The following is a 23054-nucleotide window of genomic DNA, read 5'->3' as shown; positions in this document are numbered from 1 at the left end:
CCGGCCACTGACCCCCGGTGGCCGGGCCGGCGGGCCCTTGGGCCCCTGGCGCCCCCCGGGCCCCGGCCCTCGACCCCCGCCCCTTCGGGCCCCCGTCCCCGACCCGGGCCCCCCGGGCCCTCGACCCCGCCCCTACGCCCCGAACCCCGCACGCTCGGGGCGTGCCATGTCGCGGCCCGGGAGTCGCGTCGCCGTCAGGGCGCCCAGCGCCGCCACTGCCGCGAGCGTCGTGAGCGTGGGCGTCATCGCGGAGAGGAAACCGGCGTCCGGCCACTGGGGGCCGCGTTCCCCCGTGCGGGGCGCGAGAGCCGTCATGAGGGTCGTCGCCGCGGCGATCCCCACCGTGGGCCCCACGTTCATCGCCGTCTGCTGGAGGCCGCCCGCCACCCCGGCGTCGGCCATCGGCGCATGGCGTACGACGGCCGCGGTCGCCGCGACCATCACCGTCCCGAACCCGGCCCCCACCAGCAGGAACCCCGCACCGGTCGCCACCGGCCCCGACCCCGCGTCGAGGCGCGACAGGGCGAGGATCCCCGCGGCGAGCACCGTCATCGCCGCCGTGATCGTCCGCCGCGGCCCCTGCCCGCGCAGCACCACGGCGGCGAGCGGCGCGCTCACCACCATCATCACGGCGAGCGGCAGCGCCCTCAGCGCACAGTCCAGCGGGTCGAGGCCGAGGACGTCCTGGAGGAAGTACGTACCGACGAAGAGGGCCCCGAACATCGCCGCGGACGCCGCGACGAGGATGCCGAGCGCGGCACCGACCCCGGCCGAGCGGAGCAGGCGCGGCGGCACCAGCGGGCGTACGGCACGTCCCTCGTGCCGTACGAACGCGCCTCTCGCGAGCGCCGCCCCCGCGAGGCCCGCCACGGCCGTCGCCGTCCACCCCTGCTCCGGCACGGCGACGAGGGTGTGCACCAGGCAGGCCAGCGTCACCGCGAGCAGCCCGGCGCCGGGCAGGTCGAGCCCGAGCGCGGGAGTCGCCCGGGGTGCCGCCGGTACACGTACCACGAGCGCGAGTACGCCGATCACCACCGCGGGCACCACGCTGAGGAAGAACACCGAGCGCCAGCCCAGATGCGTGGCGAGCGCCCCGCCGACCAGCGGCCCCGTGGCCGCCGCCAGACCGATCGCGCTCATCCGCAGGGCGATCGGCATCCCGAGCCGGTCGGGCGGGAACGCGGCCCGCAGCATCCCGAGCGTCGCGGGTTGCAGCAGCGCTCCGAAGATCCCCTGGGCGACGCGGAGCGCGATCACCCAGCCGATGCCGGACGCGAGGCCCACCCCCGCCGACGCGGCGGCGAAGCCGAGCGTTCCGACGGCGAAGAGCCGCCCGTGCCCGTACCGGTCGCCGAGCCGCCCGGCGAAGACGAGCAGGCTCGCCACGGCGATCAGATAGCCGGTGCTCGTCCACTGCACCTGGGCGAAGGAGGCGTCGAGGTCGCGTTGCAGGGCGGGCTGGACGACGGTCAGCGCGGTGCCGTCCAGCGCGACGACCATCGCGCCGACGACACTGCTGGCGAGGGTGAGGTGCTGCTGGACCGCGGAGGCGCGGGGCGGTGCGGGTATCGCGGCTCCGGCTGCTCCGGCTGCTCCGGCTGCTCCGGCTGCTTCGGGTGCTCCGGCTGCTTCGGGTGCTCCGGCTGCTTCGGGTGCTTCGGGTGCTCCGGCTACCCCGGCTGCCCCGGGTGACCTGGGCGCCGGCGTCTCCGCTGCCGGCATCACACGTCCTCCGGCCCGAGATGCGCCTCCAGCGCCGCGTCCAGCAGCGCCTCCACGTCCTCGGCGCCCGTGGCGAGGCGCAGGCTGCCCCACCCCCACAGCTGGGCGATGCCGTGCAGGTTCGCCCAGAGCGCGCCCGCGACGACCCGCGCTCCCGCGCCGGAGGCGGGGCGGGCCTCGGCGACGAGTCCGGCCAGCGTTTCGAAGAGCGGCAGGCTGGTCTCCCGCAGGCCCAGCTGATTGCTCTCGAGGAGATCGTGGCGGAACATCAGCTCGAACATCCCGCGGTGGTCCGCGGCGAACCCGAGGTAGGCCCGGCTCAGCGTCTTCAGCCGCGCCCGCGCGTCCCCTTCCGCCCCGTCCGCCAGGGCCCGCCCCGCCTCGGCCGCCAGCTCCTCGAAGCCGCGCCGCGCGATCGCGGAGAGCAGCGACATATGCGTGGGGAAGTACCGCCGGGGCGCCCCGTGCGAGACCCCGGCCCCGCGCGCGATCTCCCGCAGCGACAGCGCCTGGACGCCCCGCGCCGCCACCAGCTCGACGCCCACGTCGACCAGCCGGGCCCGCAGCCCGGCGTCCTGTTCAGTCATAGACACTGTCTACTACGTCGAGTAGACAGTGTCTACTGCCCGGCGCGAGCGGGGTGCCGGAGATCGGGCCCCTAGGCCCTGTCCTTCAGGGGGGAGGTAGGAGATATCTTGATGTCGAGCAATGTTGCAGACGCGGAGCGGAGCACCCGGTGACTGACTCGACCATCATCTACACCCACACTGACGAGGCCCCGGCCCTGGCGACCCATTCGTTCTTGCCGGTGGTCCAGGCCTACGCCTCGACGGCCGGTGTCGGCGTGGAGACCCGCGACATCTCGCTCGCGGGGCGCATCATCGCGAGCTTCCCGGAGCGTCTGGAGGAGAGCCAGCGCATCTCCGACGCCCTCGCCGAGCTCGGTGAGCTGGCCAAGACGCCCGGCGCGAACATCATCAAGCTGCCCAACATCTCGGCCTCGATCCCGCAGCTGAAGGCCGCGATCGCCGAGCTCCAGGGCCAGGGCTACGCGCTCCCGGACTACCCGGACGACCCGAAGACCGACGAGGAGCGCGACATCCGCGCCCGCTACGACAAGGTCAAGGGCAGCGCCGTCAACCCGGTCCTGCGCGAGGGCAACTCCGACCGCCGCGCCCCCGCGTCGGTCAAGAACTACGCCAAGGCCCACCCGCACCGCATGGGTGCCTGGACGGCCGACTCGAAGACGAACGTCGCCACCATGGGCGAGAACGACTTCCGCTCGACCGAGAAGTCCGCGGTCATCACCGAAGCCGGTGCGCTGCGCATCGAGCTCGTCGGTGACGACGGCTCCACCACCGTCCTGCGCGAGTCCGTGCCGGTCCTCGCCGGCGAGGTCGTCGACGCCTCCGTGATGCGCGTCGCGGCGCTGCGCGAGTTCCTGAAGCAGCAGGTCGCCCGCGCCAAGTCGCAGGGCGTGCTCTTCTCCGTGCACCTCAAGGCCACGATGATGAAGGTCTCCGACCCGATCGTCTTCGGCCACGTGGTCCGCGCCTTCTTCCCGAAGACCTTCGCCGCGCACGGCGAGACCCTCGCCGCCGCGGGCCTGACCCCGAACGACGGCCTGGGCGGCATCTTCAAGGGCCTGGAGTCGCTGCCCGAGGGCGACAAGATCAAGGCGTCCTTCGAGGCCGAGCTGGCCGAGGGCCCCGAGCTCGCCATGGTCGACTCCGACAAGGGCATCTCGAACCTGCACGTCCCCAGCGACGTCATCGTCGACGCCTCCATGCCGGCCATGATCCGCACCTCCGGCCACATGTGGGGCCCGGACGGCGAGGAGCACGACACCCTCGCGGTCCTCCCCGACAGCAGCTACGCCGGCATCTACCAGGTCGTCATCGACGACTGCCGCGCCAACGGCGCCTTCGACCCGGCCACGATGGGCTCGGTCCCGAACGTCGGCCTGATGGCGCAGAAGGCCGAGGAGTACGGCAGCCACGACAAGACCTTCGAGGTCGCGACCACCGGCACCGTGCGGGTCGTCGACGGCGCGGGCAACGTCGTCCTGGAGCAGGCCGTCGCCGTCGGCGACATCTTCCGCATGTGCCAGACCAAGGACGCGCCGATCCAGGACTGGGTCAAGCTCGCCGTCACCCGCGCCCGCGCCACCGGCAGCCCGGCCGTCTTCTGGCTGGACGAGACCCGCGCCCACGACGCCGTGCTCATCGGCAAGGTGCGGCAGTACCTCGCGGACCACGACACCGAGGGCCTGGACATCCGCATCATGTCCCCGGTCGAGGCCACCGCGTTCTCCCTGGAGCGCATCCGCCGCGGCGAGGACACCATCTCCGTCACCGGCAACGTCCTGCGCGACTACCTCACAGACCTCTTCCCCATCCTGGAGCTGGGCACCAGCGCCAAGATGCTGTCGGTCGTCCCGCTGATGAACGGTGGCGGCCTCTTCGAGACGGGCGCCGGCGGCTCCGCCCCGAAGCACGTCCAGCAGCTGGTCAAGGAGAACTACCTGCGCTGGGACAGCCTGGGTGAGTTCCTCGCCCTCGCGGTGAGCTTCGAGCACCTCGCCACCACGACGGGCAATGCCCGCGCGCAGATCCTCGCCGACACCCTGGACCGCGCCACCGCCACGTTCCTGGAGAACGACAAGTCGCCGAGCCGTCGCCTCGGTGGCATCGACAACCGCGGCAGCCACTTCTACCTCGCCCTGTACTGGGCGCAGGAGCTGGCCAAGCAGACCGAGGACACGCAGCTCGCCGAGGCGTTCGCGCCCCTGGCCAAGACGCTGGCCGAGCAGGAGCAGACCATCGTCGACGAGCTGATCGCGGTGCAGGGCTCGCCGGCCGACATCGGCGGCTACTACCAGCCCGACCCGGCCAAGGCCTCCGCGGTCATGCGCCCGTCCGCGACGTTCAACCAGGCGCTGTCGATCCTGGCCTGACGCTCGCACGCAGCACTACAGAAGGGGCTCCCGCCACTCGGCGGGGGCCCCTCCTGCTGTGTCCCGTGTGTGCTGCTGTCTCCTGCTGTGCGCGGGCGCTACGAGCGGCGCCGCGGCCTGCCGCGCTTGGCGGGCTTCGCGCTCTTCGCCTGCCGGGCGGGCGCCCCGCGGCGCCCCTTGTCGGCCGCGGGCTTCCGCTTCGGCTGCGCCGCGGCCTTGGCCGCGGACCTGTCCTTCGCCGGAGCCCTGTCCTTCGCCGCGGTCTGCGCGCGGCCCCGCGAGCTGTTGACCGTACGGCCGCGGACGATCCCGATGAAGTCCTCGACCAGGTCGGTGGTCTCCGCCTCCGGCCACGACAGGGCGACGCGCGACTCGGGGGCGCCCGTCACCGTGCGGTAGGTGAGGTCCTTGCGGTGGTGCAGCCGGGCCAGCGACTGCGGTACGACGAGGAGACCCACCCCCGCCGCGACCAGGTCGACGGCGTCCGCGGTCGTCGCCGGACGCTCGTACGCGGGCAGGCCGGGCCGGGTCTCCCACTCCAGGGTCTCGTCGAGCGGGTGGAACACCACCTCGTCGGCGAGGTCGTCGGGGGACACCTCCTCGACCGCCGCCACGACGTGGTCCTTGGGGACGACGACGACCGTCGTCTCGGTGTAGAGGGGGATCGCGCTGAGATCCGTACGGTCGATGGGGAGCCGTACGAAACCGGCGTCGGCGCCGCCCGCGCGCAGCAGGCCGGGCGCCTCGGCGGCGGCCACCGGGAGGAGGGTCAGCGGGATGTCGGGCAGTCGCTCGTGCCAGATCCGCACCCATTTGGCGGGCGTCACTCCGGGAACGTAGGCGAGCCGGAACGACGGGGGTACTTCCGAGCCTGTCACCTCGCCAGGCTACCCGGCGTGGTCAGGAGTAGCGCACATGCTCGATACCCTGGACCCATGACGTCGCACCAGACCACCCAGACCATGAAGCCCGCGACCGCGGCGAAGAAGCTGGGTGTGTACCTCCAGGCCACGCCCGCCGAGTTCCAGGAGGGCGTCGTCTCGCGCAGCGAGCTGAACGCGTTGCAGGCCGACCCGCCCGAGTGGCTCCAGGAACTGCGGCGCAACGGCCCGCACCCCCGCCCCGTGGTCGCCGCCAGGCTCGGCGTCTCCATCGCGGGACTCGCGCGCGGCGGAGTGACCGAGCCGCTCACCACCGAGCAGATCGACGCGCTCAAGGAGGAGCAGCCCGGCTGGCTGCGCCAGGAGCGCGCCGTGCAGGCCGAGGTGCGCAAGGAGACGGCGCGCATTAAGGAGAAGCAGGCGGAGCAGGCGGAGAAGCGCGCGGCGCGCGCGCAGGACTAGGGACTTCCGACACCGGCCCGGGCGCGGGCGCTACGCCTGCCGCAGGCTCCGCATCGCGTGCCGGGTCTCGCGGTCGACGGCCCAGACGTCCGCCACGGGACCCAGGTGCCCGAGCTTGTCGGGGTTGATCATCAGGCGGACCGCCCGGATCCGGCCGTCGGCCACGTCGAGCGAGAGCGTGGTGAGCACCCTGCCGTCCCGGGCGCGGAAGACCGCGCCCGGCCCGGCGTTGAGCTCGTGCACCTCGTGCGTCACGCCGATCGTGGTCAGCGCCGCGAAGCTGGTGGCCAGCAGCTGGGCCACCCGCTCGGTGCCCGCCACGGCCCTGGACAGCTGCGGGCCCTTGCCGCCGCCGTCGCCGACCATCGTCACGTCGGCGGCGAGCAGTTCCCGCAGACCGGCGACGTCACCGTCGCTGAGGGCGTCGAAGAACCGCGACGCCAGCTTCTCCCGCTCGGCACGAGCCGCCCGGAAGCGCGGCTGAGCCGCCTCCATGTGCCGCCGGGCCCGCACCAGCAGCTGCCGGCACGCCGCCTCCGACCGCTCCACCGCCGCGGCGACCTCGTCGAATCCGAAGCCGAACACCTCCCGCAGCACGAACACGGCCCGTTCCAGCGGACTGAGCCGCTCAAGCAGCAGGAGCGCCGCCACCGACACGGATTCGGCCAGCTCCACCGAGCGCACCGGGTCCTGATACGGATCGTTCAGCAGCGGCTCGGGGAACCACGGGCCCACGTACTGCTCGCGTCGCACCCGCGCGGAACGCAGCACGTCGATCGAGATACGGGTCACCGCGGCCGACAGATAGGCCTTGGTCGACGTGGGCAGGGTCGTCGTGGCGTCGAAGCGCAGCCACGTCTCCTGCACCGCGTCCTCGGCCTCGCTCACGCTGCCCAATATCCGGTAGGCGATCGAGAACAGCAGCGGCCGCAGCTCCTCGAACTCCTCAACCTTGCCCACGTCGACCCCCACCTTGCTGTCAGTGCATCTGCCCGGGCTCGTAGTCGCCCGCCGGCTGCTGAGTGATGATGTTCAGCCGGTTCACCATATTCATGACGGAGACGTGCACCACCAGGGCGGTGAGCTCTTCCTCGTCGTAGTGCTCGGCGGCGCGTGCCCACACCTCGTCGCTCACCCCGACGGCCGCGTCGGCGACCCGGGTGCCTTCCTCCGCCAGTTCCAGCGCGGCACGCTCGGCCTCGGTGAAGACCGTGGCCTCCCGCCAGGTCGCCACGAGGTGCAGCCGCAGCGCGCTCTCGCCCGCGGCGGCGGCTTCCTTGACGTGCATGTCGGTGCAGGCGGCGCAGCCGTTGATCTGGCTGACCCGGAGCGCCACGAGCTCCCGGGTCGTGGCCGGCAGCGCCTCCTGAAGCGTCCGCGCGCCCGAGACGAAGTACTTGATCGCCTTGGCGGCGTTGGGCTGGGCGATGTAGTTCAGTCGCGCGTTCATGGGGTGCTCCTCCGTGCTCGTCGGTGGCTTGCACCCCCTGAGACGAGACAGCCTCCCGCCCTGTGACACGACTCCTCGGTGACGGGTTGGATACACCGCGTATCGGAGGGGTAGGCAAACGCCCGGAGAAAGCGCACGGAGTCCGTGCGTTCGTTGAATCGCCACGGCCGATCGGCCGAGATGGGCGAGCCATTCAACAGCATCTTGCGGAGGGCAGCTCATGTCTTTCAAAAACATTTTCGAGAGCGGCGGCGGCGAGGCCAGGTCCGCCGAAGAGGCCGCTCAAAAGGTCCATGAAGACATTCCCGGCGCCCGGCCCGAGGAGGAAGGGGTCGATCCGGAGCTCTACGACGGCATTGCACCGGTCGAGCGTGACCCGAAGCTCGTGCGCGAGACGTCGCCCGAGGCGCTCAATATCGTGCACAACTTCATCGCGCCACTGTTCGGGAACACCCGGACGGCAGCCGCCGCACAGCACGCGGCCAGCGAAGACCCCGCGTCGACATCCGGCATGGCGTCCTCGGCCAAGGATGAGGCGTCCAAGAAGGTGAGGGTGGAGATCAGGGACGAAGACCGGCCGAAAATCGCCGAAGAGGACCAGCCGAAACTCAGCGACGAGGAGCGGGAAGAGCTGCGGAAGCGCAATGCCGAATCGGCCAAGAACACGAAGCGGACCGAATAGGGCCGAGCTCGCTCACGTGCCGTCGAATCCCGCACCGCAAGGAGGCTGAAAGTCATGAGTGGCCCCATCAAGAACCATGTGAGCACCACCCACATCGGTGAGAGGTTTCTACGCCACCCGTTGACAGGGCGGAACCTGAAAGAGCTGAAAATCGCCGAAAGGGCCGCCGCCATCCTGGAGCGGGACAAGGAGAGGCTGAAAAGGAAGGCCGAGAAGAAGACGCCGGACGGGGAGGTCCGATATGTGTCCCCCACCGGGTTCTCGCTGAACAAGGGGCGCTTCGGCCGGTTTCCCGACGGGACGGACGGCGTGGACGCGGAGGACACCGCACACGAGCGCGGCTGGCGCGCCTACATGACGGTGGGCGTACCGCTCATCGAGGAACGGGGCGACATCGCCCAGCCGCCACCTGACGTGATCTCCAAGCAGACGTACGTCAATCGCACCGACCCCACCCCCACCAAGTGGTCGCACACCGTCGAATTCTCGATCTCGAACACGATCAGCTGGTCGCTCCAGGGGCAGATGCAGCTCACATTCGGGGCGAAGGCCACCGCGTCGCTGCAACAGCAACTACAGAAGGCCATGTCGACGAAGAAGCATCAGAAGAACACCCAGCTCGCCAGCAAGGACCGCCAGGGCAGTGACTCCGAGTCCCAGTCGGAAGCGGCCACCACGACCACGGCCACGAGTACCGCCACGGGCACCGGAGAGCTGTCGGCGAGTCTCATGCTGGGGATCACCGCGTCGGTCAGCGGTTCGCTGACCACCGGGTTCAAGACGTCGTCCACGCTGAGCGGTGAGGTCGGCAGCCGCGTCGACGTCCTGGCGACGCAGCGCCGCCAGGTGCGGAGGTTCGACTACGAGTTCCCGGTCTCCTTCGGTGGCTGGGTCGCCCTCTATTACCCCGAGCCGGTGGAGGTCAAGGAGACCCGTCCGGAGGGCCCGCAGGCACGGGAGCCGAAGTACGCCCAGGTGATCGCCTGGAAGCTCGGCGAGACCGGGGCGCCCGCCGAGACCTTCGACCTGACCGACGAGGGCAAGCCCTTCCTGCAAAAAGGGGAGGCCGAAGTCGTCTCCACCCTCGCCGGAGTGCACGAGGTCTTCGAGCTCGAAAACCTCGAATTCGACTTGAAGGACCACCCTCTGCACAAGGGCGAGGCCCGGGAGAGCCCGAAGCAGGCGGCCGTCGAGCTCGCCACGGGCTTCGGGACGGCCGACGGCCTCGCGCTGGACCCGGCGAACCAGAAGGCGTACATCGCCGAGCGGTACAACGGCGGCAAGCTGCACGAGGTGGATCTCACCGACGGCGGCACGGAACGGGTCTGGGAGAAGCTCGGTCAGGTCAACGACGTGGCGCTGGACCTTCCTTCGAACAAGGCCTACGTCACCGACTACGGCGGCAGGCGCCTGTTCACGCTGGACCTGTCCGACCACGCCGCGGACCCGGTCGTCGTCGCCGACGGCGTCTACGCGTACGGCGTCGCGCTGGACCTGCCGGGCCGCAAGGCCTATGTCGCCGACGTCGAGAAGGGGAAGCTGATCGAGTTCGCCCTGGGCGAGGGCGGACCGGCGGAACGGCAGCGCACCTGGGACGTGCCGAGGGCCGCCGGGGTGGCGCTCGCCGGGGGGAAGGCGTACGTCGGTCAGTACGACGGCGGCCGGCTGTACGAGATCGACCTGGCGGCGGACGGCGCCGGGCCGCAGCAGGTGGCCGGTGCGCTGGGGAACAGCGTGCGCCTGGCACCGGACGCCGCGGCTCACGCATATGTCGCCGACTCGGCCGGCGGCAGACTCCATGAAGTCGTCGTGACCGACGGCGAGGCCAAGGGCCGACAGCGCGTGGTCGCCAACAACCTCGGCTCGGTCTGCGGCGTCGAACTGGACCCCGGCCGCGGCTCGGTCTACGTCACCAACCGCCAGGGCAAGCTGTTGCGCGTCCCGGGCGTACTGCCCGACGACGGGCGGCCCGCCACCCCGGCGACGTAGCGAAGCGCCGGTCTCCATGCCCCGGCCCGGACGGCCCGCCTCCAGGAACCGCATTGCATAAAACTGCGGCGGAACGTATAGTCATGCCATCCAGGAGGAGGGTTCCATGAGGGTACGCGCAGCAGTGGCAGGGGCGAGTGGGTACGCGGGCGGCGAGCTGCTGCGTCTGCTGCTCGGGCACCCCGGGGTCGAGATCGGCGCCCTCACCGGCAACTCGAACGCGGGCCGGCCGCTGGGCGGCCTCCAGCCGCAGCTGGCGCCGCTCGCCGACCGCGTCCTGGAGCCGACCACCGCGGACGTCCTCGCGGGGCACGATGTCGTCTTCCTCGCTCTGCCCCACGGCGAGTCCGCCGCCGTCGCCGAGCGGCTAGGGCCGGACGTCCTCGTCATCGACATGGGCGCTGACTTCCGGTTGAGGGACGCGGGCGACTGGGAGAAATTCTACGGGAGCCTGCACGCCGGCACCTGGCCGTACGGCCTGCCCGAACTGCCCGGTGCCCGTGCCGCGTTGGCGGGCGCCAAGCGGATCGCGGTGCCCGGCTGCTACCCCACCGCCGTCTCCCTCGCCCTCTTCCCCGCGTACGCCGCGGACCTCGTCGAGCCCGAAGCGGTGATCGTCGCCGCGTCCGGCACCTCCGGCGCGGGCAAGGCGGCCAAGCCGCACCTCCTCGGCTCGGAGGTCATGGGCAGCATGTCGCCGTACGGGGTGGGCGGCGGACACCGGCACACCCCCGAGATGATCCAGAACCTCAGCTCCGCCGCGGGCACCCCCGTCTCCGTCTCCTTCACGCCGACCCTCGCCCCGATGCCCCGCGGCATCCTCGCCACGTGCAGCGCGAAGGCCAAGCCGGGCGTCACCGCCGAGTCCGTACGGGACACGTACGCGAAGGCGTTCGCCGACGAGCCGTTCGTGCGGCTGCTCCCCGAGGGGCAGTGGCCCGCCACCGCCTCCGTGTACGGCTCGAACGCCGTGCAGATCCAGGTCGCGTACGACGAGGCGGCCGGGCGCGTGATCGTCATCGGCGCCATCGACAACCTGACCAAGGGCACCGCGGGCGGCGCCCTTCAGAGCATGAACATCGCCCTCGGCCTCGACGAGGCCACCGGGCTCACTACGATCGGAGTAGCGCCGTGAGTGTGACGGCAGCCAAGGGATTCACGGCCGCGGGCATCGCCGCCGGGATCAAGGAGAACGGCAACCCGGACCTGGCCCTCGTGGTCAACACCGGGCCCCGCCTGGCCGCCGCGGGCGTCTTCACCTCCAACCGCGTCAAAGCCGCCCCCGTCCTCTGGTCGGAGCAGGTCCTCAAGGGCGGCCTCGTCTCCGCCGTCGTCCTCAACTCCGGTGGCGCCAACGCCTGTACGGGACCCCAGGGCTTCCAGGACACGCACGCCACCGCCGAGAAGGTCGCCGACGTGCTCTCGGTGAACGCGGGCGAGGTGGCCGTCGCGTCGACCGGGCTCATCGGCGTGAACCTCCCCATGGACAAGCTGCTGCCGGGCGTCGAGAAGGCCGCGGGTGAGCTCTCCGCCCACGGCGGCGAGAAGGCCGCCATCGCCATCAAGACCACCGACAGCGTGCACAAGACGTCCGTGGTGACGAAGGACGGCTGGACCGTCGGCGGCATGGCCAAGGGCGCGGGCATGCTCGCCCCCGGCCTCGCCACCATGCTCGTCGTGCTCACCACCGACGCCGACGCCGAAGCCGACGTCCTGGACCGTGCCCTGCGCGACGCCACCCGGCTCACCTTCGACCGCGTCGACTCCGACGGCTGCATGTCGACCAACGACACCGTGCTGCTCCTTGCCTCCGGAGCGGCCGGAGTCACCCCCGAGTACGCCGAGTTCGCCGACGCCGTCCGCGAGGTCTGCGCCGACCTCGGACGGCAGCTCATCGGCGACGCCGAGGGCGCCAGCAAGGACATCAGGGTCGACGTCGTGGGCGCCGCCAGTGAGGCCGACGCCGTCGAGGTGGGCCGCTCCATCGCCCGCAACAACCTCCTCAAGTGCGCCCTGCACGGCGAGGACCCCAACTGGGGCCGGGTGCTCTCCGCCATCGGCACCACCTCCGCCGCCTTCGACCCGAACCAGCTCAACGTCGCCATCAACGGCGTCTGGGTCTGCAAGAACGGCTCGGTGGGCGAGGACCGCGACCTCGTCGACATGCGCTACCGGGAGGTCGTCATCACCGCCGACCTGGCGGCAGGCACCGAGTCCGCGACGATCTGGACCAACGACCTCACCGCGGACTACGTCCACGAGAACAGCGCGTACAGCTCATGAGCAATCCGACCGCGAGGAAGCACACCGCGCTCCCCAAGGCCCAGATCCTCATCGAGGCGCTGCCCTGGCTGACCCGGCACCGCGGCAGGACCGTCGTCATCAAGTTCGGCGGCAACGCCATGATCGACGACGAGCTCAAGGCCGCCTTCGCGCAGGACGTCGTCTTCCTGCACCACGCGGGCCTCAAGCCCGTCGTCGTGCACGGCGGCGGACCGCAGATCAGCAAGGCCCTCGACCAGCACGGCATCGTCAGCGAGTTCAAGGCGGGCCTGCGCGTCACCACCGAGGACGCCATGGACGTCGTCCGCATGGTGCTCGCCGGACAGGTGCAGCGCGAGCTCGTCGGCCTGCTCAACCAGCACGGCCCGCTCGCCGTCGGCCTCACCGGCGAGGACGCGCACACCATCACCGCCACCAAGCACCGGCCCCGCATCGAGGGCGAGCTGGTCGACATCGGCCGGGTCGGCGAGATCACCGAGATCGACACGGGCGCCATCGAGGCGCTGCTCGCCGACGGCCGCATCCCGGTCGTCTCCTCGATCGCCCGCTCCCAGGACGATCACCATGTCTACAACGTCAATGCTGATACGGCGGCTTCGGCACTCGCTGCGGCGCTTGATGCCGAGACCCTGATGGTCCTCACCGACGTCGAGGGACTCTACGAGGACTGGCCCAACAGCGACGAGGTGATCAGCCGCCTCACCGCGAGCGAGCTGGAGAAGCTCCTGCCCGAGCTGGCCAGCGGCATGGTCCCCAAGATGGAGGGCTGCCTGCACGCCGTCCGCAACGGCGTCGAGACGGCCCGCGTCATCGACGGCCGCGTCCAGCACTCGATCCTGCTGGAGATCTTCACCGACGAAGGCATCGGCACCATGGTCGTGCCCGACGACGAGAGCACCGGCACCGAGGGGGAGTCGTGAGCAACCAGGAGCTGACCGCGCGCTGGCAGGGCGCGCTCATGGACAACTACGGCACGCCCCGGCTGCCCCTCGTGCGCGGCGCGGGCACCAGGCTGTGGGACGCCGACGGCAAGGAGTACCTCGACTTCGTCGGCGGTATCGCGGTCAACGCGCTCGGCCACGCCCACCCGGCGCTCGTCGAGGCCGTGAGCACCCAGATCGGCGCCCTCGGCCATGTGTCGAACCTCTTCGTCGCCGAGCCGCCCGTCGCGCTCGCCGAGAAGCTGCTCGGACTCTTCGGGCGCGAGGGCCGGGTGTACTTCTGCAACTCCGGCGCCGAGGCCAACGAAGGCGCCTTCAAGCTCGGCAGGCTGACCGGCCGCCCGCACATGGTCGCCACCCAGGGCGGCTTCCACGGCCGCACGATGGGGGCGCTCGCCCTCACCGGCCAGCCCGGCAAGCAGGAGCCCTTCCTGCCGCTGCCCGGCGACGTCACCCACGTCCCGTACGGCGACGTGGAGGCCCTCCGCGCGGCCGTCACCACCGACACCGCGCTCCTCGTCATCGAGCCCATCCAGGGTGAGAACGGCGTCGTCGTGCCGCCCGCGGGCTACCTCAAGGCGGCCCGGGAGATCACCGAGGCCACCGGCACGCTCCTCGTCCTCGACGAGGTGCAGACCGGAATCGGTCGCACCGGGCAGTGGTTCGAGTACCTGGCGCACGACGGCGTACAGCCGGATGTCGTCACGCTCGCGAAGGGTCTGGGCGGCGGGCTGCCGCTCGGCGCGACCGTCGCGTTCGGCGCCGCCGCGGAGCTCTTCAAGCCCGGTCACCACGGCACGACGTTCGGCGGCAACCCCGTCGCGTGCGCCGCGGGCCTCGCCGTCCTGCACACCATCGAGACCGAGGGCCTGCTCGCCAACACCAAGCGCGCGGGCGAGAAGCTGCGCGACGGAATCGAGTCACAGGGACACCCGCTGGTACGGCATGTCAGGGGCGCGGGCCTGCTCCTGGGTATCGTGCTCACCGAGCCGCTCGCGCCGAAGGTGCAGCAGGCGGCTCAGGACGCCGGCTTCCTGGTGAACGCGCCCGCCCCCGATGTCGTACGGCTGATGCCGCCGTTGAACGTGCGCGACGACGAGGTGGAGGCGTTCCTGGAGGCACTGCCCGGCATCCTGCACGAGGCCGCCGAGGCCGACGGGGACGGACGATCCGGAGAATGAGACGACGATGAGCCAGGCGCAAGGCAACGAGCACGGCGACCACGCGGGCCCCGCCGTGCCGCAGACCCGCACCGCACGCCACCGCCGGATCGTGGACATCCTCAACCGGCAGCCGGTGCGCTCCCAGAGCCAGCTGGCGAAGCTGCTCGCCGACGACGGTCTGACCGTCACCCAGGCGACGCTCTCCCGGGACCTGGACGAACTGAACGCGGTCAAGATCCGCAACGCCGAGGGCGACCTCATCTACGCGGTACCGAGCGAGGGCGGCTTCCGCACCCCGCGCGCACCGCTGGGCGAGTCGGCCAAGGAGGAGCGGATGCGCCGCCTCTCCGCGGAACTCCTGATCTCCGCGGAGGCCTCGGCCAACCTCGTCGTCCTGCGCACCCCGCCGGGCGCGGCCCAGTTCCTGGCCTCCGCGATCGACCAGGCCGAACTGCACGACATCCTCGGCACGATCGCGGGCGACGACACGCTGATGCTGATCAGCAGGGAGCCGGCGGGGGGCCAGGCACTGGCGGACCATCTGCTGCGGCTGGCTTCGAACGAGCACTGAATCCGCTCCCCGCACCATGGGCGCCGTTGAGCACCGGCTCCGCCGAATTCGTCCTCAAACGCCGGACGACCTGATGTCTCCCGTCAGGTCCAGGCCGAAGAGGACTGCGTACAGGCGTAGCCGGTCCTTGACCCATTCCTCGCTCTCGTCCACGGCCCGTGCGGCGAAGAGGACCTGGGACGCTGTCACGGGTCCGCGCAGCGTCGGCAGCATGCCGTCCGCGTGGACCGAGAGCAGGATCAGGTCCTGCCAGAGCGGGACCACATCGGGTATGTCGTCCAGGGCTGGTGACGGCCCAGGCGGCAGACCAGGCGCCGTTTCCAGCGGGAGATAGGGGACGATCCGCTGCCAGGTACGGCGGACCGGCTCACCCAGCCGTCCCGCGAGGCTGACCAGGTCCATGGGGCCGAGCGGCGCTCCCGGAGCCGAGACACGGTGCTCGGCCGAGAGCGCGACGACGTCCCAGACGTCGGGCTGGTCGGCAGGCAGGGCCTCGACCTCGGCGGGGCTGAGTTCGGGAACGAGGGCACCCAGCTCCCTGAGCGGTGCCAGCTTCTGGTACGCGGCGCGGGTGCCGATCCGCTGCTCGAATGCGTAGGCCGTGAGCCGTTCCGTGGTGAGCAGGGCCCACTTGGGGGACTCGTCCCATTCGTCGTAGTCCTCGTCGTCGCCCCAATTGATCAGCGCACTGGTTTCTTCGTGGCCAGGACGGAAATCAGCGAGTCCGGCGGGCAGGGCCGGCACGCTGAGACCCACCTGTGCCGCCTCCTGCCGGGCCGTCTCCCACACCGCCCCCAAAGTGTTCTTCAGGAAGTGGCTCGCAACGAACAGGATGTCCGAGGTCGGCAGAACCGGATAGCCAGCCGAGCCGAACGAGGGGTCGATGCCGGAGAAGATGTAGCGGCTGGGAACCGGCAGGTCCTCCCAGGCCCGCAGCAGGTCGCCCGCCGCCGGGACCTCGACACCTGACTTCCGCAACTCATCGACCACGTAGGCCATGTCGTCCCATCCGATCAGGTGTGTCTTGGCGAATGCCAGGTCCCGGAGTGTGAGTCCGTCCTCCAGCCGAGTCCCTTGGACATGGGCCACTCCCACGATGCTGCATGTCTCCGGACCGGGGTTGACTCGGCCCGCTCCCGTCTTCCCTCGATAACGCCGCGTGTGCGTCAGGCCGAGCGTGGCTGTCCAGCCGACGAGCGCCTTCTCCGCCTTGCGCAGTGTGCAGCCCCACCGCTTCGCCACGGCGAACGTGGCCGCCCACGGCAGCGCGAGGCCGCCGGACGGCTCGGGTAGGCAGTAGTCCCGCAGCACCGCGCGGATGTCCCGCGGCACGGCCCCCCACCGCTCCACGGACTCCGCGTCGGGGACGGTCCAGCCGAGCCAGGCGAAGGCCAAGAGGCGCTCCCGTACCTCCTGCGGCGCGATCTCCATGGCGTGGGCCGTCTCGTGAATGTCCCAAGGCCACTGGACGGGGCGCCAGCCCCGGACCTCGTCGTTGACGTAGAGCAGCGAGAGATCGGACTCATCGCACACGTGGTCCCGGTGGTGATCGGGCGCCGTCGGCGGCGGGGTCGGCAGGAAGGGCCCGAACCGGGCGCAGCGCTCGGCCAGTTCACCGAGCGGCCGACGCCCTGCGACCGAGGCGCGGACCAGGCCGCCGAGGTCGTCCGGCGCGTGCAGATAGTCGTTCTCCTTCTGGTGCGCATAGGCCCCGCGGGCGTGCGGGCGGCTGAGGAGCTCTTCCACGATCAGTGCGTCGTACCCGCCCGGTGTCCAGTCCAGGTCCCCCTCTCCAATGGGGGGCGGCTTCAGTGCGGGATGGGAGACGCGCAGGGCGCGTGCGGCACGGATGACGGCCCGGACGGTCGTCCCCTGGCTGTGGGCGATCGCGACGGCCGAACGCCAGTCGCGGGGCGGTACTTTTTCGCCCGGGTATGGTTCGCGCCAGGACTGAGGTCTCCCTGTCGCGACTTCGGCCCAGCCCGGTTCGGGCACGGGGTAACCGGTCGTCGAAGTGGGGCCCGCCTTACGGAGCGCGAGTTGTTGGTTACCCAGGACCACGGCACGCCAAGGGCCTGGCGGCGTCTCCAACCACTCCACCTGACGGCGCTGGCCGACCGATGGGGGCCTAATCTGCGCGTCTTGGTGGAACCAACCGACAGCGTCCAGATTCAGCTCCGGGAGCGACGCCTTCGCTGGTACCCGCACACCCTTGCCGCGCCACGCCTCCCAGACGGTGCGCGCCGCAGGCAGGTTGCGCCGCTCCAGCTCCCACAGCCAGTCCATGCTCAGCTCCGGCCAGGTGGCCAGCACGGGCGCGCCACCGGCCCACTGTTCCGCTTCCCATGCCCCGTCGTACCGCTCGAGCTTCTTGCGGTTGAGGCTGAGTGTCCCCGCGTGCGCACCGGTCAGATTCAGGACGTAGCCGAAGGGCTCCTGGTCCGTGCCGATGCCGTCGCACAGGACAGCGCCCTTGCCTTCGAGCCACCACAGCACACCGGGGACGGCCTCCACCGCTCCGGGAGTGAGGTTGTTCCCCGGCCCGCTCTGGAGCTCGCCGGGATGCCACCGGTGCCGCCTCCCCGAGGCGTCCCGCACCTCCAGCGCGAACTCGCTCACCAGGACGAGACGGCAGAGCGTGGACACCGGCGAGAGCTCGGAGGACGAGACCGTGTCGCGCAGATACAGACGTACCCGCGTGCCGCCTTCCAGGAGGCCGTCCCCCGCGGCGTCGTCGTGTTCCTGGATCCGGAACAGGCTCCCGCTGCCGGGGATGTCGACGCGCAGCGCCTTCTTCGCGGGGATGCCGTCGACGCCGACCGACCGGGTGACGACGGTCATCTCGTCGGCGAGCATGAAGTAGCTGAACACGCCGATGCCGAAACGGCTGTTGGGGTACAGGCGCAGCGACGGGTCCTGCCGGTGCCAGTCCGCCTGTTCCCGGCGGAACGCGCGGGACTGCTCGAAGCGGCGGCCCGCCTTGGTGAAGGTGTTCTTGAGCTGGTCGAAACCCATGCCCACGCCGTTGTCCCGGCATTCGACGTAGCGCCCGCGGTCGTCCTCCCCCTCGACGAAGGTGATCTGCCCGGTCCAGGGGGCCGGCGCACCGCCCCTGGACACCACGTACCGGCGCCGCATCGCGCGGTAGCGGCACGCGTCCATCGCGTTCTGGTACAACTCGCGCAGCGCCAACTCCGGTTCGCCGTCGTAGATGCGCTCGCCCATGAACAGGTCGCGCACCTCCGTCTGCGCCAGCTGGAAGCGGAGAAGGGGTACGTCGTAGGCACGGCGGCCCCGGTCTTCGGCAGGGCGCAGCGCCCCGTCGGTCACGCGGGCGGGCACCCCGCCGAGCAGCGCCGCGCGGGGCGCGGGTAGCCGGCGCGCCGCGTCCCGCAGCGAGCAGGCGATCTCGTCGGCCTGCTCCGCGACGCCTGCGAGCGCCGCGTGGACAGCGGGATGGGGGCATGCCGCGTCCAGGCGCAATGCACCGTCCACGGGATGCCAGTCCGCGTCGCGTACCGCGTTGACGGCGTCCTGGGGGAGGACCGGATCGGAGACGGCCAGGTGTTCGGCGAGCACGTCGGGCAGCGTGCGGACATCCAGGGCCAGCACCGATGCCAGGTGCAACAGGGCGGCCGACTCGGCCGTCCGCAGCGCCTGGCGTCCACCGCCGGGCACCGGGAAGGCGGCCTCCGGCAGCGCACCGGACTCCGGGGCCGGAGCGCCCAGCGCGATGGCGGAGGCGAGGCGGGAGAGCTCCGCCGACAATTGGGACGCCCGGTTCCCCCGGGTGGCCGGAGCGCCCAGCAGCGCGGCCGCCAGGGTCCCGGACTCCACCTGCGGGACGGGTTCCTCATCGGTTTCGAAGCGTTCGGTGATCCACCGGTGCACCAGCCACAGGGCGACGCCGCGGGCGTCTTCCGGGCGCCCGCTCAGCCAGCACTCGGAGAGCTTCTCCCTGATGTGCGGGTGGTGGTCGGCCACTTGCTCGTAGTGCCTGCGCCACGCGTCGCCGTCCTCCTGGGGCCAGGCGGTGTACGCGGAGATGTCACGTGCGTGGCTGAGCCGCCGCGCCCAGGCCGCTTCGTGCAGGAACGGGGAGGCGACGAGGGCCGCGGCCTCGACGGCGGAGAGCGTCACCGTCTTGGGGATCAGGCTCGGCAACCGGTCGCGCAGTATCCGTACCGGGAAGTCGTCGTCGGCCCACGGGTCGGGCATGCGCTTCTGCGCGAGATGGACCACCGTGGCGCACTCTTCGACGAGCGCTGCGAGACAGTCCCGGAAGTGGGGCACACAGGAGGCGTCCGAGTCGGCCACTCGCTCCCACAGGGCCGTGTCCCATGCGGCCTCGCGCCAGGCCTCCAGAAGCCTGCGTCCCTCGCAGACCTCCGTGGAGCGGGCCTCGGCCTCCAGCTCGGCGCCGTACCGGATCTGCGGCTCCTGCTCCTCGCCCAGCTGCCGGCGGGCCACTCGCAGGGTGTGCCGCCGCGCCGTCTCGTACACTTCCTGCACGGTCCGGGCCTCGGTCAACGGCCGAAAGGCCTCAGCGAGTCCCTGGGTGAAGAAGCTGCCCTCGGCGGTGAAGCCCGAGCGCTGCCCGGCGGCACAGGCCGTCATCAGCGCGAACCTGCCGGACGGCTGTCCTTTGACGATGCTGCTGCCGAACACGCCCGCGCCACCGGACGGCTCGTCGCGGCAGGCGTCGATCAGCCACAGGACGGTGCCCGCCCCGCAATCCGTCAGGTAAGGGCTGATGTCGGCGGGGAGCAGGGTGTCGCGGTACGAAGTGCGCCAGTGGCCGTCGTGCGGGGCCCGCGCGTCGGAGGGGACGAGGTAGTCGGTGTCGCCGATGCGGACGCCGTGCCCGGAGTAGTGCAACAGCAGCGTGCCGTCGGCGGGAACGCTCCGCGCGACCTCGTCGATCGCCGTGGTGATCTCGGCCCGGCTGCCGCCCCGCACTGTCTCCACCCGGTATCCCGCGGCTTTGAGCGAGGCGCCCAGGGCACGCTGGTCCGCGGCGACAGGTTCTTCCAGCGCGGCGAAATGATGCGCGGCGTCGGGCGTCGCCGCGACTCCGATCAGCAATGCGGTACGTATCTGTGCCATGCCCTCTCCCGGGTACGAACGCCCATCGTCGCACCCCGGGGGCAGTCTCAGGAGGCCCGCTCCTGCCGCCGCGCCCGGTGCGACATCCAGGCGGCGACCAGCGCCCCCGATACGTTGTGCCACACGGAGAAGACAGCGGCGGGCAGTGCGGCCAAGGGACTGAAGTGGGCGGTGGCCAGCGATGCCGCGAGGCCCGAGTTCTGCATACCCACCTCAAAGGCCATCGCCCGCGAGGCGGGCGGGCCGAGCCGGGCCAGCTTGCCCGCTCCGTAACCCAGCGCGAGGCCGAGCCCGTTGTGCAGGAACACCGCGAGGAACACCAGTGCCGCGGCGGACTTGATGGCCGCGGCACTGCCCGAGACGACGATCGCCACGATGGCGGCGATGGTCAGCGCCGACAGCCATGGCAGCGCGCCGAGGACGCGGTCGACGTACCGCCCGAAGAGCAGCCGCACGACGAGGCCCGCGAGCACCGGCAGCAGCACGGTCTTCAGGATGTCGGTCACCATCGAGCCGGCGTCGACGGGCAGGTACTCGCCCGCGAGCAGCAGCGTCAGCGGTGGTGTGATCAGCGGCGCGAGGACGGTCGAGACGGTGGCCACCGACACGGAGAGCGCCACGTCGCCGCGGGCCAGATAGGTCACGACGTTGGACGCGGTGCCGCTCGGCGCGCAGCCCACCAGGATCACACCGGCCGCCAACTGCGGCGAGAGACCCAGCGCATGGGCGATCAGCCAGCCGAGCCCCGGCATGATGACGTAGTGCGCCACGAGCCCGAGCGCGACTGCCCAGGGCCGCCTGACCACGCCCTGGAAGTCGAGCGGGGTCATCGTGAGCCCCATGCAGAACATCACGAGGCCGAGGAGGTAAGGGACGTTGGTTCCCCAGCCCTCGAAGGCGCCCGGAGCGGCAAGGCCGAGAGCGCCGGCGGCCAGGACGAGGACGGGGAAGACCGTGACGGCGAGCCGGGCCGCCTTGTCGGCGTCACGTGCCCCGGCGGGGGTCGTCTGTTGGGTCTGCACCCGGTGATGCAACGCCGCCGTGGCGCACGGTCGCAACCGCGTCTCGATATGTGGTCGCTACATGTAGGCGGCGGAAGGGTGTCGGAGTCAGCCCGACGCGCCGCAGGTGGCGACCGGGGTGACCGAATTAACCGTGCGGATGGGCAAGGTGACGTGCCGGGGCCCGTCTCCGTCGTCCACCCGGATCACGAGCCCGCCGCGGCCCGCGCGGATGAATTCTCCGCACAGTTCTCCCGTCGCCGTGCCGATCCTGACCACGTGATCTTTGGGGGAAGCGGTGGTCGTCCAGGCGATGCCGATGGCCGCTGCCGCGAGGAGGACTCCGGCCAGGCAGCACAGTGAGGCGTGGCGGAGGGCCCGCGTGATCCGGACGACCTCCTTGCCGGTCCACTCGCGCAGGGCCTGGCCGGCGTGCAGGATCCGGTCGCCGGGCCGACCGTGCGCGGCCCGTACGGCGAGCACGGACCCGATCACGAGCAACAGGAAGGCCGTGGCGAGCAGTGCGGTCGCCCAGTGCCGGGCGGTGTCGGGGAGGTTGGCGAGGTCGTCGCGGCCCTTGAGGACGACCAGGACCGCGAGCAGCGCGGTGAGCCCCGTGAGCCCCGCCCGCCAGCCCTCGGCCTGCCGCCTCAACTCGGCGAGCTGGGTGAACTCGAGTTCACGGGCGAGCACGGCCCAGCGGCGCTCGGATTGATCGCTCATCCAGCGGTCACCTGGGGTCCGTCGGTGTCCCCGGGCAGCAGCGTGGTGACCCGCCAACTGGCGCCGCATCCCACGAAGGGAGCGTCGGCGGGCAGTTGAGGGTGCGGGTGCCCGCACTCGCAGAAGTACCGCTCCCGGGTCAGCGCCGCGGCATCAGCGGCGGGCACCGGCTGCGAGGGTCTGCCGTTCAACCAGTCCCAGAGCCCTTTGGTCCCGGTCCCGGGCAGGCCCCGACGGATCTCGGTGGCCGTTCTGCCGTGGCAGCGCGGACAGTTGCCTTCGAGCACCACGCCCTCGCCGTCACGCGAGGCACGTCGCACGAAGGGGGCGGCTGCTTCCCCCGCGTCCTGCTCGGCGTACTCGGCCTGGAGGTCGTGGGGCGGGGCGGGCGGTTCGGTCATCCTCGGTCGCCTCCCCGGCTCAGGCCACGCTCGGCGGCAGCGGAAGAGGAAGCCCCGGCAGCCCGTCGATGCTCTGCGCGATCCACTCCTTCTTGGTGAAGTACGCGTCGAGTGAGGCGTCGTCCTCGCGCGCGAAGCGCTTGGCGTGCAGGTCGCGGTCCTCGTCGTACGTCATGAAGGGCACCGCGTAACCGCAGGTGTCGCGGATGAGTTCGGCCGTCACGACGATGACGGCGCGCAGGCCGTGCGGCGTCGGGTCGATGCCGGGGAAGTGGCCGAGCAGCTCGGCGAAGCGCGGGTCGTCACGGAAGACGGGCTCGCCGCGGCCGTGCACCCGCACGATGTTGGGCGGCCCCTGGAAGGCGCACCACATGAGCGTGATGCGGCCGTTCTCCCGGAGGTGCGCGACGGTTTCGGCGTTGCTCCCCGCGAAGTCGAGGTAGGCCACGGTGCGTTCGTCGATGACCGCGAGGGAGCCCTTGAGGCCCTTGGGGGAGAGGTTGATCGTGCCGTCGTCGGCGAGGGGCGCGGTCGCCGTGAAGAACATCGGCTGCTCCTCGATGAAGGTGCGCAGCCTGCCGTCTATGCGTGCGTGAGTCTTTCCCATGCGGGGATTATCGGCGCCAAGTACTTCGCCTGTCTAACGAAATTTCTCCCGGCGTGCGGTCTCGCCGCCCCCGATTGACGAAACATACGGTGCACTGCATACTCATGCATAACGCA

The 23054-nt window shown here is 71.2% G+C and carries 19 protein-coding genes; 9 read left to right on the top strand and 10 right to left on the bottom strand.

Annotation, left to right across the window (positions count from 1 at the left end; genetic code table 11):
• Window positions 1-132: 132 nt before the first annotated feature.
• Entirely contained in the window at window positions 133-1500 is a 1368-nt protein-coding gene (locus ACZ4Z4_RS15925; RefSeq protein WP_468327243.1) for an MFS transporter, read from the bottom strand.
• Window positions 1501-1721: 221 nt separating this feature from the next.
• The gene (locus tag ACZ4Z4_RS15920; protein ID WP_468327242.1) at window positions 1722-2309 is read right to left on the bottom strand and encodes a TetR/AcrR family transcriptional regulator; all 588 of its coding nucleotides are present in this window, start codon (window positions 2307-2309) and stop codon (window positions 1722-1724) included.
• A gap of 149 nt (window positions 2310-2458) precedes the next feature.
• Here ACZ4Z4_RS15920 and ACZ4Z4_RS15915 point away from each other — a divergent pair, with 149 nt between their 5' ends.
• Window positions 2459-4678 (top strand): NADP-dependent isocitrate dehydrogenase, encoded by a 2220-nt coding sequence (locus ACZ4Z4_RS15915; protein ID WP_468327240.1) that lies wholly within the window; start codon window positions 2459-2461, stop codon window positions 4676-4678.
• Window positions 4679-4776: 98 nt separating this feature from the next.
• Here ACZ4Z4_RS15915 and ACZ4Z4_RS15910 read toward each other — a convergent pair whose 3' ends face one another.
• Complete coding sequence (locus ACZ4Z4_RS15910; protein WP_468327238.1) at window positions 4777-5556, bottom strand: LysR substrate-binding domain-containing protein; 780 nt, start codon at window positions 5554-5556, stop codon at window positions 4777-4779.
• Between the two features lie 57 nt (window positions 5557-5613).
• Here ACZ4Z4_RS15910 and ACZ4Z4_RS15905 point away from each other — a divergent pair, with 57 nt between their 5' ends.
• Window positions 5614-6021, top strand: coding sequence for a DUF5997 family protein (locus ACZ4Z4_RS15905; protein ID WP_468327237.1), 408 nt, complete (start codon window positions 5614-5616; stop codon window positions 6019-6021).
• A 30-nt stretch (window positions 6022-6051) separates the two neighbouring features.
• Here the strand turns inward: ACZ4Z4_RS15905 and ACZ4Z4_RS15900 are convergent, their stop codons facing one another.
• Window positions 6052-6981 carry an RNA polymerase sigma-70 factor gene (locus ACZ4Z4_RS15900; RefSeq protein WP_468327235.1) on the bottom strand — a complete coding sequence of 310 codons (930 nt, stop codon included), beginning with the start codon at window positions 6979-6981 and terminating at the stop codon, window positions 6052-6054.
• A gap of 19 nt (window positions 6982-7000) precedes the next feature.
• On the bottom strand, window positions 7001-7471 hold the full coding sequence (locus ACZ4Z4_RS15895; RefSeq protein WP_468327233.1) for a carboxymuconolactone decarboxylase family protein: 471 nt from the start codon (window positions 7469-7471) through the stop codon (window positions 7001-7003).
• Window positions 7472-7691: 220 nt separating this feature from the next.
• Here ACZ4Z4_RS15895 and ACZ4Z4_RS15890 point away from each other — a divergent pair, with 220 nt between their 5' ends.
• The 7 genes from ACZ4Z4_RS15890 to ACZ4Z4_RS15860 all read left to right on the top strand — a co-directional run bounded on the left by ACZ4Z4_RS15890 (window position 7692) and on the right by ACZ4Z4_RS15860 (window position 15100).
• Complete coding sequence (locus ACZ4Z4_RS15890; protein ID WP_468327231.1) at window positions 7692-8153, top strand: hypothetical protein; 462 nt, start codon at window positions 7692-7694, stop codon at window positions 8151-8153.
• 54 nt (window positions 8154-8207) lie between these two features.
• The gene (locus ACZ4Z4_RS15885; RefSeq protein WP_468327229.1) at window positions 8208-10142 is read left to right on the top strand and encodes a YncE family protein; all 1935 of its coding nucleotides are present in this window, start codon (window positions 8208-8210) and stop codon (window positions 10140-10142) included.
• Between the two features lie 106 nt (window positions 10143-10248).
• On the top strand, window positions 10249-11277 hold the full coding sequence (argC, locus tag ACZ4Z4_RS15880; protein ID WP_468327228.1) for an N-acetyl-gamma-glutamyl-phosphate reductase: 1029 nt from the start codon (window positions 10249-10251) through the stop codon (window positions 11275-11277).
• The gene (argJ, locus tag ACZ4Z4_RS15875) at window positions 11274-12425 is read left to right on the top strand and encodes a bifunctional glutamate N-acetyltransferase/amino-acid acetyltransferase ArgJ (protein ID WP_468327226.1); all 1152 of its coding nucleotides are present in this window, start codon (window positions 11274-11276) and stop codon (window positions 12423-12425) included. Before argC ends, argJ begins: the two co-directional genes overlap by 4 nt.
• The gene (gene argB / locus ACZ4Z4_RS15870; RefSeq protein WP_468327224.1) at window positions 12422-13345 is read left to right on the top strand and encodes an acetylglutamate kinase; all 924 of its coding nucleotides are present in this window, start codon (window positions 12422-12424) and stop codon (window positions 13343-13345) included. Before argJ ends, argB begins: the two co-directional genes overlap by 4 nt.
• Window positions 13342-14547: an acetylornithine transaminase gene (locus tag ACZ4Z4_RS15865; RefSeq protein ID WP_468327222.1), complete on the top strand. Its 1206-nt coding sequence runs from the start codon at window positions 13342-13344 to the stop codon at window positions 14545-14547. Before argB ends, ACZ4Z4_RS15865 begins: the two co-directional genes overlap by 4 nt.
• A 7-nt stretch (window positions 14548-14554) precedes the next feature.
• The gene (locus ACZ4Z4_RS15860) at window positions 14555-15100 is read left to right on the top strand and encodes an arginine repressor (RefSeq protein WP_404755579.1); all 546 of its coding nucleotides are present in this window, start codon (window positions 14555-14557) and stop codon (window positions 15098-15100) included.
• 54 nt (window positions 15101-15154) lie between these two features.
• Here the strand turns inward: ACZ4Z4_RS15860 and ACZ4Z4_RS15855 are convergent, their stop codons facing one another.
• The 5 genes from ACZ4Z4_RS15855 to ACZ4Z4_RS15835 form a co-directional block, all read right to left on the bottom strand.
• The gene (locus ACZ4Z4_RS15855; protein WP_468327220.1) at window positions 15155-20206 is read right to left on the bottom strand and encodes an HD domain-containing protein; all 5052 of its coding nucleotides are present in this window, start codon (window positions 20204-20206) and stop codon (window positions 15155-15157) included.
• Window positions 20207-20253: 47 nt separating this feature from the next.
• Window positions 20254-21228: a bile acid:sodium symporter family protein gene (locus ACZ4Z4_RS15850; RefSeq protein WP_468327219.1), complete on the bottom strand. Its 975-nt coding sequence runs from the start codon at window positions 21226-21228 to the stop codon at window positions 20254-20256.
• A gap of 87 nt (window positions 21229-21315) precedes the next feature.
• On the bottom strand, window positions 21316-21930 hold the full coding sequence (locus tag ACZ4Z4_RS15845; RefSeq protein ID WP_468327217.1) for a hypothetical protein: 615 nt from the start codon (window positions 21928-21930) through the stop codon (window positions 21316-21318).
• Window positions 21927-22331 carry a hypothetical protein gene (locus ACZ4Z4_RS15840; protein WP_468327215.1) on the bottom strand — a complete coding sequence of 135 codons (405 nt, stop codon included), beginning with the start codon at window positions 22329-22331 and terminating at the stop codon, window positions 21927-21929. Before ACZ4Z4_RS15840 ends, ACZ4Z4_RS15845 begins: the two co-directional genes overlap by 4 nt.
• A 19-nt stretch (window positions 22332-22350) precedes the next feature.
• Window positions 22351-22938, bottom strand: a complete 588-nt coding sequence (locus ACZ4Z4_RS15835; RefSeq protein WP_468327214.1) for a pyridoxamine 5'-phosphate oxidase family protein — start codon at window positions 22936-22938, stop codon at window positions 22351-22353.
• Window positions 22939-23054 lie beyond the last annotated feature (116 nt).

This window comes from Streptomyces sp. NPDC030245, from assembly GCF_055572995.1.
Note: the sequence above shows the minus strand (reverse complement) of the source record. Positions and strands in the feature narration are given on the sequence as shown.